Source organism: Mesorhizobium sp. P2_B11 (genome assembly GCF_056404855.1).
Genome location: NZ_JBFUDF010000002.1, coordinates 83,547 through 99,601 on the forward strand (window position 1 = coordinate 83,547; position 16,055 = coordinate 99,601).

General features: G+C 61.8%; 13 protein-coding genes. 10 read left to right on the plus strand and 3 right to left on the minus strand.

The window, feature by feature from the left end; translation table 11 throughout:
• Positions 1-25: 25 nt before the first annotated feature.
• Complete coding sequence (locus AC1DYJ_RS04800) at positions 26-817, minus strand: polysaccharide deacetylase family protein (RefSeq protein WP_477287908.1); 792 nt, start codon at positions 815-817, stop codon at positions 26-28.
• Positions 814-1,902 carry a glycosyltransferase family 4 protein gene (locus AC1DYJ_RS04805; RefSeq protein WP_477287910.1) on the minus strand — a complete coding sequence of 363 codons (1,089 nt, stop codon included), beginning with the start codon at positions 1,900-1,902 and terminating at the stop codon, positions 814-816. Before AC1DYJ_RS04805 ends, AC1DYJ_RS04800 begins: the two co-directional genes overlap by 4 nt.
• 74 nt (positions 1,903-1,976) lie before the next feature.
• On the opposite strand from AC1DYJ_RS04805, the gene AC1DYJ_RS04810 reads away from it, so the two are divergent.
• The 8 genes from AC1DYJ_RS04810 to AC1DYJ_RS04845 all read left to right on the plus strand — a co-directional run bounded on the left by AC1DYJ_RS04810 (position 1,977) and on the right by AC1DYJ_RS04845 (position 12,948).
• On the plus strand, positions 1,977-3,155 hold the full coding sequence (locus AC1DYJ_RS04810) for a DUF3095 domain-containing protein (RefSeq protein ID WP_477287912.1): 1,179 nt from the start codon (positions 1,977-1,979) through the stop codon (positions 3,153-3,155).
• Positions 3,156-3,268: 113 nt separating this feature from the next.
• Complete coding sequence (locus AC1DYJ_RS04815) at positions 3,269-4,612, plus strand: nucleotide sugar dehydrogenase (RefSeq protein ID WP_477287914.1); 1,344 nt, start codon at positions 3,269-3,271, stop codon at positions 4,610-4,612.
• A gap of 231 nt (positions 4,613-4,843) precedes the next feature.
• A complete protein-coding gene (locus AC1DYJ_RS04820; RefSeq protein ID WP_477287916.1) occupies positions 4,844-6,184 on the plus strand; it encodes an adenylate/guanylate cyclase domain-containing protein in 1,341 nt (446 codons plus the stop codon).
• 155 nt (positions 6,185-6,339) lie between these two features.
• Positions 6,340-8,235: an ABC transporter ATP-binding protein gene (locus AC1DYJ_RS04825; RefSeq protein WP_477287918.1), complete on the plus strand. Its 1,896-nt coding sequence runs from the start codon at positions 6,340-6,342 to the stop codon at positions 8,233-8,235.
• Positions 8,232-10,130, plus strand: coding sequence for an ABC transporter substrate-binding protein (locus AC1DYJ_RS04830; protein WP_477287920.1), 1,899 nt, complete (start codon positions 8,232-8,234; stop codon positions 10,128-10,130). Before AC1DYJ_RS04825 ends, AC1DYJ_RS04830 begins: the two co-directional genes overlap by 4 nt.
• Positions 10,131-10,132: 2 nt before the next feature.
• Positions 10,133-11,131 carry an ABC transporter permease gene (locus AC1DYJ_RS04835; protein ID WP_477287922.1) on the plus strand — a complete coding sequence of 333 codons (999 nt, stop codon included), beginning with the start codon at positions 10,133-10,135 and terminating at the stop codon, positions 11,129-11,131.
• An 8-nt stretch (positions 11,132-11,139) separates the two neighbouring features.
• On the plus strand, positions 11,140-12,321 hold the full coding sequence (locus AC1DYJ_RS04840) for an ABC transporter permease (RefSeq protein WP_477287924.1): 1,182 nt from the start codon (positions 11,140-11,142) through the stop codon (positions 12,319-12,321).
• A gap of 147 nt (positions 12,322-12,468) precedes the next feature.
• Complete coding sequence (locus AC1DYJ_RS04845) at positions 12,469-12,948, plus strand: class I SAM-dependent methyltransferase (protein ID WP_477287926.1); 480 nt, start codon at positions 12,469-12,471, stop codon at positions 12,946-12,948.
• Positions 12,949-12,978: 30 nt separating this feature from the next.
• Here AC1DYJ_RS04845 and AC1DYJ_RS04850 read toward each other — a convergent pair whose 3' ends face one another.
• On the minus strand, positions 12,979-14,394 hold the full coding sequence (locus tag AC1DYJ_RS04850) for a DUF5939 domain-containing protein (protein WP_477287928.1): 1,416 nt from the start codon (positions 14,392-14,394) through the stop codon (positions 12,979-12,981).
• A 205-nt stretch (positions 14,395-14,599) separates the two neighbouring features.
• On the opposite strand from AC1DYJ_RS04850, the gene AC1DYJ_RS04855 reads away from it, so the two are divergent.
• Together AC1DYJ_RS04855 and AC1DYJ_RS04860 are read left to right on the plus strand one after the other, a co-directional pair.
• On the plus strand, positions 14,600-15,424 hold the full coding sequence (locus AC1DYJ_RS04855; protein ID WP_477287930.1) for a hypothetical protein: 825 nt from the start codon (positions 14,600-14,602) through the stop codon (positions 15,422-15,424).
• A 74-nt stretch (positions 15,425-15,498) separates the two neighbouring features.
• Positions 15,499-16,017 (plus strand): GNAT family N-acetyltransferase, encoded by a 519-nt coding sequence (locus AC1DYJ_RS04860; RefSeq protein ID WP_477287931.1) that lies wholly within the window; start codon positions 15,499-15,501, stop codon positions 16,015-16,017.
• Positions 16,018-16,055 lie beyond the last annotated feature (38 nt).

Genomic DNA, 16,055 nt, shown 5'->3' on the forward strand with positions numbered 1-16,055 from the left:
GACGCAATTCCGGACGGAAAACCGCTCACACTTTTCCTGGAATTGCTGTAGAGCCCAACCCGATGGAATCGCTGCGCGCTATCAATGTCCCGATCGGAAGCCATGCGCAGGCTTCGCTTTGTGCGGTGACTGCGAACAGCCGTTCGAGGAAAAGCCAGGCCGATTCATCATGCACGAGATGGTGGGTGAGCAGGCCGACCGGTTGGCCGCCGTCGAATGCACGCCGCAATTGCGCGACGATGGCCTGAACCAACACGCCATGGTCGCGGCAGCCGCGGGTGCCATGCCAATCCATGATGTCGACATTGCTGTTGATGATCGCCAGGGAAGCCGGCTTCGGCGGCCCGAAGACCGACAATGCCGCAAATCCTATCGATCCAAGGTCGGATATCAGGCCGGGGTCGATCCTGTTCCAGGGCGGCACCAGCATCGGAACAGCACGGGCGCCGTGCAGGCCGGTTACGTGCGACAGCCCGCGCGCCAGCTCGTCGAGCACCGTCTCGCGTGGCCGGTGCGCGCCGAGTTCCTGCTTTTTCTGGTCGGCGAGGGCATGATTTCGGTGCGCCCAGCCATGGATGGCAACCGTGGCATGTGGCGCCTCGTCAAGCCGGACGGCAAGCTTGCCGTCGGTGTTGGCCGGAATGACGGCCAGGGTGACGGGAACCGCGAATTCACCGGTCAAATCGAGCAGCCGGTCAAGCGCAGGCGTCGGATCCACGGCGTCATCGTCGCGCAGCCAGAACTCTGCCCTGCGGCCGGCTTGTTGCCAGCGCGCCAGCTCTTCCACCAGGGGCTGCCAAATCGGATCGGATGTCATGAGACCGGGATCTTGTTGAGAAGTTCGGCCAGACGCACCGCCGCGCCGCCCAGCGAGCGCTCTTCGAGGACGAAACGCCTGGCCTCTGCGGCCATGATGGTTCTTTCGTCATTGTGGGCCAGAAGCCTTGCAATGGCGGCAGCGAACGCCGCGACATCGCCCGGCGGGGTGAGAAAGCCGGTCTGGCCATCGCGCACGACCTCCGGCACGCCGGCAATGTCCTGAGCCACCACCGGCAGGCCGGCGGCCTGTGCTTCAAGATAGGCAACGCCATAGGCCTCGCCGTAACCCGGCCAGACGTAAATTCCCCCGCCATAAAGGACATCCGGCACAGCGGCCGGCTCGACCTCACCAAGCCATTCGATACGGTCGGCGGGCAAGCCGGAGAATTGCGCCTTGACCTCGTCACGGGCGGGGCCGTCGCCGACGACAGACATGGTCCAGGGCACGTGGCCGATCGAACCGAGCGCTTGCGCCAGCATGCGATAGCTATCGAGCTTGTCGCCCGGGCGCATCATGGCGACGGTGACGAGGCGGGTCGGGCAAGCCCGTGCCGGCATTTCCTGGAATGCCGATATGTCGATGAAGGGCGACAGCATGCCGAAAGCGGCGTTGGGAATCGCTTCCGCCAGTCCCTGCCGATCCCTTTGCGTGAAGCAGATGTTCAGCGCCGCCTTTTCGATGGCTCGCGCCACCAGCGCCTGGCTATCGGCCCACAAGCCGGTGTTGCGCCGACCGGAATAGGAGGCTTCCGCCGTCACGTAGGGGACAGCAAAGGCCGACGCCAGCTCGAGCCCGATCAGGTCGGGAGCCTTGTAATAGGGATGATAGCAGAGCCAGAGATCGGGCTTGCCGTCGCGGTGCCAAAGCCTTGTCAGCCGTGCCGCTTCGTCGCGGGCCTCGATCTTGAGCGCATCGAAACTTTTCGGCTCCGGCTGGCGTAGATACAAGCGCAACTCCGATGCCAGTTCGACGCTATGCCCGCCATGCTGCAGCGCCTTGACCAGCATCCGTGCCATCTGGCGGTCGCCGGAGACAACGGGATGATTGGGCGACTTCAGCGGCGCGTAGAAGGCAATTCGCATCGCGCGATCCTATCATCGCAAAGCCTGCTCAAGTCAATTTCGACGCATGATCGACCTCACCTTCAAGCGCTGGAATGTGCTATCAGATGCTCATGGAAACAGCTGTCCTGTCCGACCCGTTTGTCGCTTCTTTGCCGGTCTTCGCAAAGTTCGAAAGCGTTGCCGATATCGACAACTATCGGCCGCTGCCCGATGGCTGGGCGCTGGCCACCGCCGACATTGTCGGCTCGACCAAGGCGATCGGCGCCGGGCGCTATAAAACCGTCAATATGGCCGGCGCCAGCGTCATTTCGGCGCTGCTCAATGCGCTGGGCCGGCAAGATCTTCCCTATGTCTTCGGCGGCGACGGCGCGCTGGTGGCGTTTCCCGGCTCGGCGCTGGAAATCGCCCGCAACGCGCTGGCTTCCGTCCAGCGATGGGTAGCTGACGAACTGGACCTGACCTTGCGTGCGGCTATCGTGCCGATAAAGGACATAAGAGCGCAAGGCCTCGACGTTCGCGTGGCGCGGTTCCAGGCCTCCGAAGCGGCCTTCTATGCCATGTTCGCCGGCGGCGGCGGCAGTTGGGCGGAAGCCGAGATGAAAGCGGGGCGCTACCGCATCGAGCCCGCGCCGCCCGGCGCGCGGCCGGACCTGACCGGCCTGTCCTGCCGCTGGAACCCGATCGAGGCCCGGCACGGCGAAATCGTCTCGATCATAGCCATACCGGGGGTGTCGCGAGACTTGCGCGGTTTTCAGTTTCTGGCGTCCGACATCATTGCCCTTGCCGGCAGGCAGGAACGCGATGGCCACCCGGTGCCGGTGGACGGGCCGGGCTACAGTCTGCTGCCCGCCGGCCTCGATGTCGAGGCGCGGGCCACGGCGCCGCCAGGGCGGCGGTGGCGGGTGAAACTGTGGGTGATGTTCCTGATGACGCTGACGGCTGTCACCGACAGATTTGGCTGGACGATCGGCCGTTTCGATCCGAAGGTCTACAAACGCGAGGTGGCCAGCAATTCGGATTTCCGCAAGTTCGACGACGGCTTGAAGATGACCATCGATGTCGACGCGGATGTGTTGCAACGGATCGAGGCCAGGCTGAAACAGGCGGAAGCAGCGGGCATTTGCAGCTATGGCCTGCACCGCCAGAAATCGGCGTTGATGACATGCCTCGTCATCTCGCCGCTGCAGCCCGATCACGTTCATTTCATCGATGGCGCCGACGGCGGCTATGCGATGGCTGCGGCAAGCCTGAAGGCGAAGGCGGCGGCCTGATGACGGCTTGCGGAAATCGGTTTTCCGCAATATGCCTCGGCCACGGTTCTCGGGACCAGGTGAGCCTCGCCATGGAGCGCATAGTCTGTCCGAATTGACGGGAAAGCAGATTTTTGGACGCCTCACAATCGACATATGACCGCCTTCTCAACCGGATTTCGACGCGCGCCGCGCAAGTCGGGGTGATCGGGCTGGGCTATGTCGGGCTGCCGCTGTCGGTTGCGATCGCACGCGCCGGCTTCCCGGTTTTCGGCTTCGACATCGAAAGCCAGAAGGTCGAGAGCCTGAACAATGGCCAATCCTATATCGAGGCGGTGACGTCGACGGCCCTTGCCGGCCATGTGGCGAGCGGACGGTTCCGCGCCACCGCGGATTTTACCGAACTGGCCGTCTGCGATGTCGTCATCATCTGCGTTCCGACACCGCTGACGAAGCACCGTGAGCCGGACCTCTCCTTTGTCAGGAACACGGCAGGCACCATCGCCAGGCATCTGCGTCCCGGCCAGCTGATCGTGCTGGAATCGACCACCTATCCCGGCACCACCGACGATGTGATCAAGCCGATACTGGAAGAAACCGGCTTGCAGTCGAAGACGGACTTCTTCCTCGGCTTCTCACCCGAACGCGAGGATCCCGGCAACCGCAACTTCGAAGTCGCGACGATCCCCAAGGTCGTGGCAGGCGATGGCGTCGAAGCAGCCGGTCTCGTGCAGGCTTTCTACCAGAGCGTGGTCAAGACCGTCGTTCCGGTTTCCAGTCCGGCGACCGCCGAGGCGGTCAAGCTGACGGAAAACATCTTCCGCTCGGTCAACATAGCCCTCGTCAACGAGTTGAAGGTCGTGCTCGGTGCCATGGGCATCGATATCTGGGAGGTGATCGAGGCGGCCAAGAGCAAGCCCTTCGGCTACATGCCTTTCTATCCTGGCCCCGGACTTGGCGGGCACTGCGTTCCGATCGATCCCTTCTACCTGACGTGGAAGGCGCGCGAATACGAACTGCCGACCCGCTTCATCGAGCTGGCGGCAGAGATCAACACGGCGATGCCGCGTCATGTGGTCGATGAACTGGCGAAGGCGCTGGACCGGCGCTGCGGCAAGGCGCTCAGCCGCTCGCGCATTCTCATCATCGGGCTCGCCTACAAGAAGAACGTGCCCGACATCCGCGAAAGCCCCTCATTGCGGCTCATCGAACTCATCGAGGAATGGGGCGGCAAGGCGGAATTCCACGATCCGCATGTTGCCGAGATTCCGACCACACGTGAGCATATGGCTATCAAGGGGCGTCGCTCGGTCGAATTGACCGAGGCGGCCTTGAAGGATTTCGATGCCGTCGTCATTGCAACCGACCACGACGCGATCGACTATCAGGCGATCGCCGATCACGCGCTTCTGATCGTCGACACACGCAATGTTTTTGGCCGCCTCGGGCTCGCCCGGGATACGGTGGTGAAGGCCTGACCGCGGCCTGGCCGGCGAATTTTTTGCCCGATGTCAGGATTGGGATTGCACTCCGACGACAGCCTCGCCACATAATGTTTCGCGAGTAAACGCAGTTACGGCGGTTCCTTCCTGCAAGGACAGCCATTCGGGAAATTCTTCACCGGCTTTTGCCCCCGAAGCCGGCTTCATTGATTTCAAGGTTTTGACGGGCCAAGGAGATGGCTCGTCCTGGACGGGTCTCGAGACAGCATGAGCACAACGCAAGCAGAAATTTCCAACATTCTGATGGACAAGGTCGCCGATTGGCTGACCCAATCGGCGCTGGCTGGCGATGATCTCGAGACCTTGGTAAAGGGCTTTTGTGAACGGCTGGCTGCTGCCGGCCTGCCGCTGAAGCGGGTGCATTTGAGCTTCTCGATGCTGCATCCGCTTTATGACGCGCTTGGCTTCACCTGGCTTCGCGGCCAGGGCCTGGAAGTGGAAGGCTTCCGCAGCGAGAACGGCGTCCACTCCGACAGATTCCTGACCAGCCCGTACTACCATCTGCTCAGCAACAAGCTTGACCATCTGCGGCGCCGACTCGACCCGTCGGTGCCGTCGGAATTTCCTGTTTTCGATGACCTGAGGCTTATGGGCGTCACCGATTATATGGCTTTCATCCATCCCTTCAACGGCGATACCAGTCAGGGCATGATGGGCTCCTGGTCCACCGACAGTGCCTCAGGCTTCAGCGACAGCATGATTTCGGCGCTGCTGCGCGTCCAAAACCATCTCGCCATCGCAGCCAAGATGGCGGTGCTCACCAAGCTCGCCGACAACATGATGACCACCTATCTCGGCGGTGACGCCGGCAGGCGCGTGCTGGATGGCCAGATCAAACGCGGCGAAGGCGACACAATCCGGGCCGCACTGGTCATGGGCGATATGCGCGGGTCGACCAGGCTTGCCGAGACGTCCGGCCGGGAGCTCTATATCGACACGTTGAACCAGTTTTTCGATGCCATTGCCGCACCTTTCAATCGCAGAGGCGGGCAGATCATGAGTTTCCTGGGGGATGGCTTCATTGCCGTCTACCCCTGCGAAAGACACCGCGCACAGTCGGAGATCGCCTGCCAGGCTGCGCTGTCGGCAGCGCACGAGGCCAGCGCGCGCATGATGGAGCTCAATCTGCGCAGAAACAAGCAGGGGTTGGGCGACATAAAATTCGGTATCGGCCTGCATGTCGGCAATGTGATGTTCGGCAATGTCGGGCTCACCGACCGGCTCACATTCTCTGTCTTCGGCTCGGCTGTAAACGAGGTCCAGCGCCTGCAGACCCTGACCAAGAAATATCCGCACAGCGTTCTCGCCAGCAAGGACTTCGCCGGCTATTGCGGCACCAGCAGCTGGCTGACGCTCGGCAAGGAGGAACTGGCTGGCATCAAGCAGAAGCTGACGGTGCTTTCACCCGATCTGTCGGGTGCTCTCGCACTCGATGAGGATGCTACGCTGGAGCCTTTCCACGACCGGAGATCCGACGCCGAGCAGGTCATGCTGCTTCATCGCGATGCCGCGCGGCTGTTGGCGGGCGACCGCAGGAAGCTCCAGTAACCGTCACGATCGGATCCGAACGCCTTGGGTCGGCAGTGCGGTCGCCGTCCGCCGGCAAACTCGTTTCGAATCCAAGTTGCTCTGGGCTGACAATGCGCTAGTCTTGCTTCTGGGCAGGCCGGGAGGGCCGCCAGAGTGGGGGCTGGTGTGTGGGAATGAGTGCAGGCGTTGATCTGCTGCGGATCGAGGATGTTGGCATCTCTTTTGCCATTGTCGGGGGACCGCTGCATGCCGTCAGGCGTGCAAATCTTCGCGTCTTGCCCGGCAAGGTTACCGCGCTTGTGGGCGAGTCCGGTTCTGGAAAATCGGTTCTCAGCCAGGCAGTGATGGGCATTTTGCCGAACACAGCCCGTGTTCGCGGCCGTATCCTGTTTTCCGATCCTGAAAAGCCCGGCACGACGCAGGATATCCTGCAGATGTCGCGTGACGGACCCGAAATCCGGGCCTTGAGAGGCAGCCGCATCGGCAAGATCTTTCAGGAGCCGATGACATCGCTGTCGCCGCTGCACACGATCGGCAATCAGGTCAGCGAATCCCTGCAGATTCATACGCCCATGGCCAGAGCGGAGCGCAAGGCGCGGACCGAGGAAATGCTCAGCCTCGTCGGCTTTCCCAGTCCCAAGCGCGCCTATGACATGTATCCGTTTGAACTTTCGGGAGGATTGCGGCAACGCGCCATGATCGCCATGGCTCTTATCTGCCGGCCCGCTCTGTTGATCGCCGACGAGCCGACGACGGCGTTGGACGTCACCATCCAGGCGCAGATCCTGCAATTGCTGCGCGGGCTTCAGACCAAGCTGAACATGGCGATGCTTTTGATCACGCACGACCTCGGCGTGGTCGCCAATGTCGCCGACGAGGTGGTGGTCATGTACCATGGCGAGATCATGGAAGCGGGACCTGTGGAGGCGATATTCCGCCGGCCAGGCCACCCCTACCTGAAGGGCCTGATGGCAGCCGTTCCGCATTTCGACCTGAAGCCTGGCGAAAGGCTGAAGGCGCTGCGCGAGGTGCCGGTGAATGTCGAGAACCTGCTGGGCAAGCAGACTGCGCCGGTATCGAAGGGGGCGGACGACATCCTGCTCTCGGTCAGGGATCTGAAAAAGATCTACACCACCCGCAACTCCGCATGGTTCGGCAGCAGCCAGCAAAGCTCTGTTCGCGCCGTGGACAGCGTGAGCTTCGATATCAGGCGGGGTGAGTGCCTGGGTCTGGTCGGCGAAAGCGGCTGCGGCAAAACCACCGTCAGCAAGATCCTGATGCGGGCTGTCACCCCCAACGGCGGCTCCGTGGTCTTCAACGGCCGCGAAGGGCCGATCGACGTCCTGGACGCCGAGGGAGACGCGCTGCGGTTGCTGCGCGCGAAAATCCAGATGGTCTTCCAGGATCCGGTTTCCTCGCTCTCCCCGCGCATGACGGTGGAGAACATCCTGAGCGAGCCGTTGGAAATCCATCAACGTGGCAATTCCGCGTCGCGGCTGGCCACGGTCAAGAGCCTGATGCAGGCAATCGGCCTCGATCCGCGCTTCATCAAGCGTTATCCCCACAGTTTCTCCGGCGGTCAGCGTCAGCGTATCGGCATCGCGCGCGCCTTGGCGCTGGGGCCCGAGCTGCTGATCTGCGACGAGCCGGTTTCGGCGCTCGACGTCTCTGTCCAGGCGCAGATCCTGAACCTTCTGAAGGACCTGCAGAAGGAACTGGGCCTGACCTACCTGTTCATATCCCACAATCTGGCGGTGGTGGACTACATGGCGGATCGCATCGCGGTGATGTGCGGCGGGCGTATCGTCGAGCTTGCGCCGCGCGAAATCCTGCTCAGGAAGCCGATCCATCCCTACACGCGCTCGCTGGTCGCCGCAGTCCCCTTCCCGGATCTCGACCGGCCGATGGATTTCAAGACGCTGAAGCTCGGCGGCGCTTCCGACACCAGCGCATGGGGACCGCAGTTCCGCGATGAGGGCGAAGAGAATGCACTGTCGCCGCTCGATCTTGGCGGCGGCCACCTGGTGCTGGCCCGACCTTCGGCCGATATCAGCGAGTTGCGCCATTGATCAACCGTCGCACCGTCCTTGGGCTTATGGCTTCGGCACTTCTGCCGGGCACGTCGCGTGCCGCCGGTCTGGAGCCGGATATTTTTGGGCCGCAACTGGAGGCCAAGACACTGCCGGCGCTCGCCGAGCGCTTGCCCAAGAGTCCGCGCGTGGTGAATCTCGCTGCGATGGGCCGGCAGCCCGGCCAGTATGGCGGCACGCTGCGCACGATCATCGGCAGCCAGAAAGATATCCGGATGATGACGATCTACGGATATTCCCGGCTGGTCGGCTATGACGAAAAACTCAACCTGCAAGCCGACATTCTGGAAAGTTTCGACGTCGCGGACGATCGCGTCTTCACCTTCAAGATACGCGAAGGACACAAATGGTCCGACGGCAGTCTGCTGACACCGGAGGATTTCCGCTATTGCTGGGAAGATGTATGGCTGAACGATGAGCTTTCGCAGGGAGGGCTCGCGCCATCCCTGATGGCGGACGGCAAGCCGCCAAAGTTCGAGATCGTCGATCCGTTGACCGTGCGCTACAGTTGGGATGCGCCCAATCCCGACTTCCTGCCCAAGCTCGCTGCCGCCGCGCCGCTATCGCTCGTTCTGCCGGCCGCCTATCTCAAGCAGTTCCACAAGAAATACCAGGACCCATTCCGGCTCGCCGGCCTGATGAAGGAGAACCGGGCCAAGAAATGGACGCTCCTGCATATCCGCATGTCGCGGCAGTATCGCCCGGAGAACCCTGATCTGCCGACGCTCGATCCCTGGCAGAATCGGACCAAGCCGCCGGCCGAGCAGTTCATCTTCGAACGCAACCCGTTCTTTCATCGAATAGACGAGAATGGCCGGCAACTGCCCTATGTCGACCAGTTTGTCCTGAATGTCAGCTCGTCGGCGATCATTTCAGCCAAGACCGGTGCGGGCGAGAGCGACCTGCAAGGCATGGGAATTGACTTCACGGATTACGCTTTCCTGAAGGACGCCGAGAAGCGCTACCCGGTGAAGATGCATCTGTGGAAACGCACGCAGGGTTCGCGGCTGGCGCTGCTGCCCAATCTGAACTGTGCCGATCAGGTGTGGCGTGGCCTTTTGCGTGACGTGCGCGTGCGCCGTGCCCTTTCACTCGCCGTGGACAGGCGCGAGATCAATTTGGCCGTGTTCTACGGATTGGCGCAGGAAAGTGCCGATACGGTCCTTCCGGAGAGCCCGCTCTACCGGCCGGAATTCGCCAAAGCCTGGGTCGCCCATGATCCCGACCAGGCCAATGCCCTGCTTGACGAGGCCGGTCTTCAGGCCCGTGACGATGAAGGCCTGCGGATGCTTCCCGATGGACGCTCGGCGAAGATCATCGTGGAAACGGCCGGCGAAAGCACGCTGGAAACCGATGCGCTCGAACTCATCACCGATCACTGGCGCAAGATCGGCATCGCCTTGTTCATCCGGACGTCGCAGCGCGACATCTTCCGCAGCCGCGCGCTTGGTGGCCAGATCATGATGTCGATGTGGTCGGGCATCGACAATGGCGTGGCGACCGCCGACATGAACCCGTACCAGTTGGCTCCCACCATCGACGATCAGCTGCAATGGCCGCTCTGGGGTGCGCACTACCTGTCTCATGGCAAGATGGGTGAGGCGCCCGATCTTCCCGAAGTGATCGAGCTGATGGCTTTGCTCGAACGCTGGAACGCATCGACCGCCACCACGGAACGCGCCGAAATCTGGAATTCGATGCTGTCGATCTACACCGATCAGGTGTTTTCGATCGGCACCGTGAATGCAACGCATCAGCCGGTGCTGACGTCCTCGCGGCTGCGCAACCTGCCTGACAAGGCGCTCTACGGCTACGACCCGACCGCCTATTTCGGTGTCTACATGCCGGATACATTCTGGCTTGGAGGCTCCTGAGCGTGCTTCGATATCTTGTCTGGCGCATCGCCGTCATGGTTCCAACGCTGCTGGTCATATCGGCGCTGGTCTTCACCATTATCGAACTCCCGCCGGGTGACTATTTCGACAGCTATGTCGCCGAGCTTCGGGCCCAGGGCGAAGCGGTGGATTCCGATCGCATCGAGATGATGCGCAAGGAATATGGTTTCGACCAGCCGCCGGTCATTCGCTACTTCTACTGGGTCGGCGGGATGCTGCACGGCGATTTCGGCTATTCCTTCGAATATGAGCTGCCGGTTCGTGACGTCGTCGGCGACCGAATGTGGCTGACCGTGCTGGTTTCCTTCGTCACGATCATGTTCACCTGGCTCATCGCCTTTCCGATCGGCATGTACTCCGCCACACATCAGTACAGCTGGGGCGACTACGGCCTGACTTTCGTCGGCCTTCTCGGCCTTGCCATTCCGAATTTCATGCTGGCGCTGATCCTGATGTATTTCGCCAATATCTGGTTCGGTACGTCCATCGGCCATCTCATGGACCAGCAATATCTCGGCGAGGCGATGAGCTGGGCCAAGGCGAAGTCGATCCTCGCCCATCTCTGGATCCCGGTCCTGATCATCGGCACCGGGGGTACGGCAAGCATGATCCGGCGGCTGCGCGCCAATCTGCTTGATGAGCTGCACAAGCAATATGTCGTGACGGCGCGTGCCAAGGGCCTTCATCCGTTCAAGGCGCTGGTCAAATATCCGATGCGCATGGCGCTCAATTTCTTCATTTCCGATATCGGCTCGATCCTGCCGGCCATCATCTCCGGCGCCGAAATCACGGCGATCGTTTTGTCTTTGGAAACGACCGGGCCGATGCTGATCAAGGCGCTGCAAAGCCAGGACATGTATCTGGCTGGGTCGTTCCTGATGTTCCTCGCCTTCCTGACGGTCATCGGTGTGCTGATTTCCGATCTGGCGCTGGCGTTGCTTGATCCACGAATTCGTTTGCAGGGCGGCAGCACCAAATGAACCAGCAAATGAACCTGGATTCGCCGCTGCCCGCTCCGGGTGCTCCACTAGAACACTACGTTTCCAGCGCTCCCTTCGACCTGCAGTCGGTCGAGGCGATGACGCCGGAGCAGTCGAAGGTCTTTCAGGCGTCGCAGCTGCGGCTGATGTGGTGGAAATTCCGCAAGCACCGGCTTGCGCTTGTATCCGGCATATTCTTGGCAGTGCTCTATTTCGGCATCCTGATCTGCGAGTTCCTGGCGCCATACAATCTGCACACGCGCAACATGGACTACATCTATGCGCCGCCGCAGCAGGTACACCTGTTCCACAATGGCGAGTTCATCGGGCCGTTCGTCTATGGCCGCCAGATGATGCTGGATATGGACACGCTCAAGCGGAACTACATCGACAACCACGATGACGTCCAACGGCTCCGGTTCTTCTGCAAGGCCGACAGCTACGAGTTCTGGGGCCTGATCGAAGGTGACAGGCATTTTGTCTGCCCTGCCGAAAACGGCCAGCTCTTTCTGGCCGGCACCGACAGGCTGGGGCGCGACGTGCTCTCGCGCATGATCTACGGCGCACGCATTTCACTGACAATCGGCCTCGTCGGCATCAGTTTCAGCTTCCTGCTCGGCATCGTCATCGGCGGGTTGGCCGGCTATCACGGCGGCATCTTCGACCTGGTCGTTCAACGGATAATCGAAGTTCTGCAATCGATCCCCAGCATTCCGCTATGGCTGGCCCTGGCGGCGATCATGCCGATAACCTGGAGTCCGATCCTGATCTATTTCGGCATCACCGTCATCCTCGGGCTGCTCGACTGGACCGGACTGGCGCGGGCCGTGCGTTCAAAGCTTCTGGCTCTGCGCGAGGAGGATTACGTTCTGGCCGCGCAATTGATGGGCGCCGGGAGCAGCCGCATCATCAGGCGGCATCTCATTCCCGGCTTCATGTCGCATCTGATCGCGACGGCGACGCTGTCCATTCCCGGCATGATCTTGGGCGAGACGGCGCTGAGCTTCCTCGGGCTCGGCTTGAGGGCGCCGATAACCAGCTGGGGCATCCTGCTCACCGAGGCGCGCAGCGTCAGCGTGATCGCGTTCTATCCATGGCTGCTGTTGCCGATGCTCCCGGTCATTCTCGTCATCATGGCGTTCAACTTCCTCGGCGACGGCTTGCGGGACGCCGCGGACCCCTACAAGTGAGATCGCTGTTCCGCCGCGCGGCCTGCCGCACATGCCACCCGGTATGACGCTTGTCGGCAACCTGTGCGGTTGTTGCAGGGTTCGCCTTTCGCCTCTATATGCGGCAAGCCTCGATCGAGGCTGCTGGTTCAGGACATACAATCGCATATGAGTCGCCTCGATAATTTCATCAGCAGGATGACCGCACAGCGCGACATTCTCAATCAAATCTGCCCCGAGGTGGCGAAGATGGAGGGGCTTGTGCTCGAGCTAGGGCTCGGCAATGGCCGGACGTTCCACCATCTGCGTGAGCGCCTGCCCGGACGCCAGATCGTGGTGTTCGACCGCGAAGTTGGCGCACACACCAGCTCAATTCCCGACGCTGAAAATCTCGTACTCGGCGATATACGCGAGACGGCGAGGAGGTTCATTGGCATCGACGCCGCTCTTGTCCATGCCGACATCGGCACCGGCTATGATGATCGCGATGCAGTGACGGCCACCTGGCTTCCCGATCTGATTGCGGGCATGCTTCGCGTCGGCGGCTACGCGGTGAGCGGCACGCCGCTCGATCACCCGCAGCTGCTGCGCCTGCCGGCGCCGACTTCGGAGCCCGCCGATCGTTATTTTCTCTGCAGGCGCGTGTGAGGGTGGAGACGAGTCTTTAGGGACCAGTCTTCAAGGGATCGTATACACCGCTATCTCCCGCTCGATGCCGCGCAGCGAGACCTCATGAGGCACCGGCGTCAGCGCGTTCCTGTGCAACAGGTCGGCGGTGAGATTGTCTTCGACCACCGCACGCGTGGCGAAGATCGCTTGTGCCTTGGCAAGATTCTGGACCCGTGACGCAATGTTTACCGTCTGGCCGAAATAGTCCTGCCGCTCGTTCATGGACACGGCGATGCAGGGCCCGGCATGGACGCCGATCTTGAGCAGAAGGTCTTCGCGCCCACTCTTGTCATTGAGCGCACGCATGGCATCGCGCATCCTGAGGGCCGCGGCAATCGCCCGATCTGGCGTCGCGAAGGTCGCCATCACCGCATCGCCGATCGTCTTCACCACCGCGCCTGCTTCGGCCGCGACGATCTCGTGCAGCACCTGGAAGTGTTCGCGCACGAGATCGAAGGCTGAAAGATCGCCCACCCGCTCGTAAAGCTCGGTCGATCCGCGCAAATCGGTGAACAGGAAGGTCAGGCTGGTGATCTTGAGGCGCTGGTTGATGTCGAGTGTGTCGGTTCGATAGAGATCGCGGAACGTCTGGTTGGTGAGCAGGCGCTTGGCGGTCAGGAAGGGCCGGCGCTTGCCCAGGAAATCATGCAATGCATGGCCGGCGATGAAGACCGCCGGAAGCACGCGGGTGTCGGTCCTGTTTTCCAGCGAAATGCGCAACGGGCCCGGTTGCATCTCCAGCGTCTGGTTCTGAACATGGTCGCGGTCGAAGACCAGAGACAGGCTTCGTCGCTCTGTCACCGGCTCCCCCTTCACGTCGATGAACTGCGCCGAATGGGTGACCGCCTCGAAGACGATGATGAATTGGGACGGAAGCTGTATGTGCAGAACCGCCTTTTCACCGGGCGCAAGCTCGAGATCCTCCAGCGAGAACGATTCTATCTGTTTGGCCAGATCGTCTTCCGGAAGATCGGCGCCGGACCCCCAGTAGATCTGCCGGTAATATTCCACCAACGGCAGTTCGTGTGGATTGTGGGCGGCAATCCTGCGTATGCGGGGGCTGATGGTGAATGTCACCTCGACCATCTCGTCGAGGGTCGGCGAATAGTCCTGGGAGCACAGCGCGCAGGTGTATTCGTCCCTCTGCATGGTTTTCAGCGTGGCGTTGGTGTCGAGCACGCCGCCACAGCCGGGACACAGGACATTCCAGGAAATGTCGAAGATGCCCAACCGCGCCGCATGGAGAAAGGCGCTGATGGCGCGCTCCTCATCGAGGCCATGCTTGCTGGCGAAGGCCAGCGCGTTGATGCGGCAAAGTTCGCGGTCCTTGCCCTCGGCGATGGTTTGCCGGATCGCGTCGATTGCCCGCGGATCGACATCGGTCGATTGCCGCAGAAGCGAAAACAGATCCTGAGCTTCGTTCATCGTGCAGGCTCCGGAAAATGCGCCACCCGAGGCGGGTTGACCGGACCGTTCCTTGGCCCGAGTCCGCCATTTTACGTCGAAAAGGGCCGTACGGCCATTCGAATAGAGGAGACTGGTGACAGTCCAGTTTCCGTCCACCGATTTTCAGCGGCCGCAAGCGGCCCTATGATGGTACATTGGGCATTCATCTTTGGGGCGTTCTCCCATGCCGACATCCGACAACCCGCCATTTCCGGCGGCTCTGCGCCTTTTCTCCGCAGGGGTTATCATCGTCCTGATCGTAGGCGCCGGCCTGTTTTTCGCGCCGGCACTGGTCAAGCCGCGCTGGCCGTGGCCTGTCACGCCGTTCAGTGCCCGCTTCCTCGGCGGCTTCTACACCGCCGAAATGGCGGTGATGGCGGCGCTCTTGTTCTGGAATCGCTGGTCGCCTGGCCGGCTGGTGCTCGTCATGGCCTTCATCTTCACCGTCGTCGTGTCGGCGGTCTCGTTGATCAATCTCGGCTATTTCAACTTCGGGCGCAAAGCGGCCTGGCTCTGGTTCCTGGTCTATCTTGCCTCGGCCGCGGTATCCGGGCTGTTCCTGTGGCGCGCCAGGGGCCGTCCTTCCGCAAGAGGTGTGACCCTGAACCCCGCATGGCGCGGCTACATGGCGGCGGAAACGGCGATCCTCGGGCTCTATGGAGTCGGCATGTTGCTGTTCCCCCTGGTGGTCAGCAGCACTTGGCCGTGGCCGGTCGATCCCTTCCACGCCCAGGTCTACAGCGCCATCTTCCTCGCCGGCGCAGGCGGCACCTATCTCGTCTGGAAGAGCGCGCCGCGCGAGGAGCTGCTGGTGCTCGGCCTGGCGCAGTTCCTGGTTGGCCTGCTTGCCATACTTGGCCTCGTGATCACCGACGCCCAAGTGCACAAGATCGACTGGGCGGCGACGAAGACATTGTGCTGGCTCGCCCTTTTCGGCTGGATCGGCATCAGCGGTGCCTTCAAACTCACCGCCGCCTCCCGCCATTTCAGCGCGCAATCGGCATCCTAGGCTGCAAAGACGGCTGGATTTTCAGGTGACGTCCGGTGCATCGTGCCGGGCCGATTGCATTCGCCAGAGACGCCATGACCAGCACGACCTCCCTAGAGAAAATCCAGCCGCAGCTCCGCGCCGTCCGGCCAAGCGATGCCGAGGCGCTTTGCGCTATCTTCAACATGCCGGGCTTTCGCTGGGGCACGCTCAGGATGCCGTTCGAGATGGTGGAGCAGGTGGAGCGGCGCATCGCCAAATCCGGCCCGGAAACCACCTGGATCGTTGCCGAGCTGGACGGCAAGGTCGTCGGCCATGGCAGCCTGGTCGTGCAGGGTTCGCCGCGCCGTTCGCATATAGGCGAGATCAACATCGGCCTTGACGATGGCTTTGTCGGCAAGGGGATCGGCTCTGCGATACTTGGTGCACTGCTTGACGTGGCCGACAATTGGCGCGCGCTGAAGCGGGTCGAATTGACCGTTTATGCCGACAACGAACCGGCCATTCGCCTCTACACCAGCCACGGCTTCGAGGTTGAAGGCCGGCACGTGAAGGCCGGTTTTACCGACGGGCAGTACCACGACCTCCTGAGCATGGCGCGGCTGCGTTTCTGATGACAGCCGTCTTTGCCCCAGCCTCTGCGCCTCCGGCG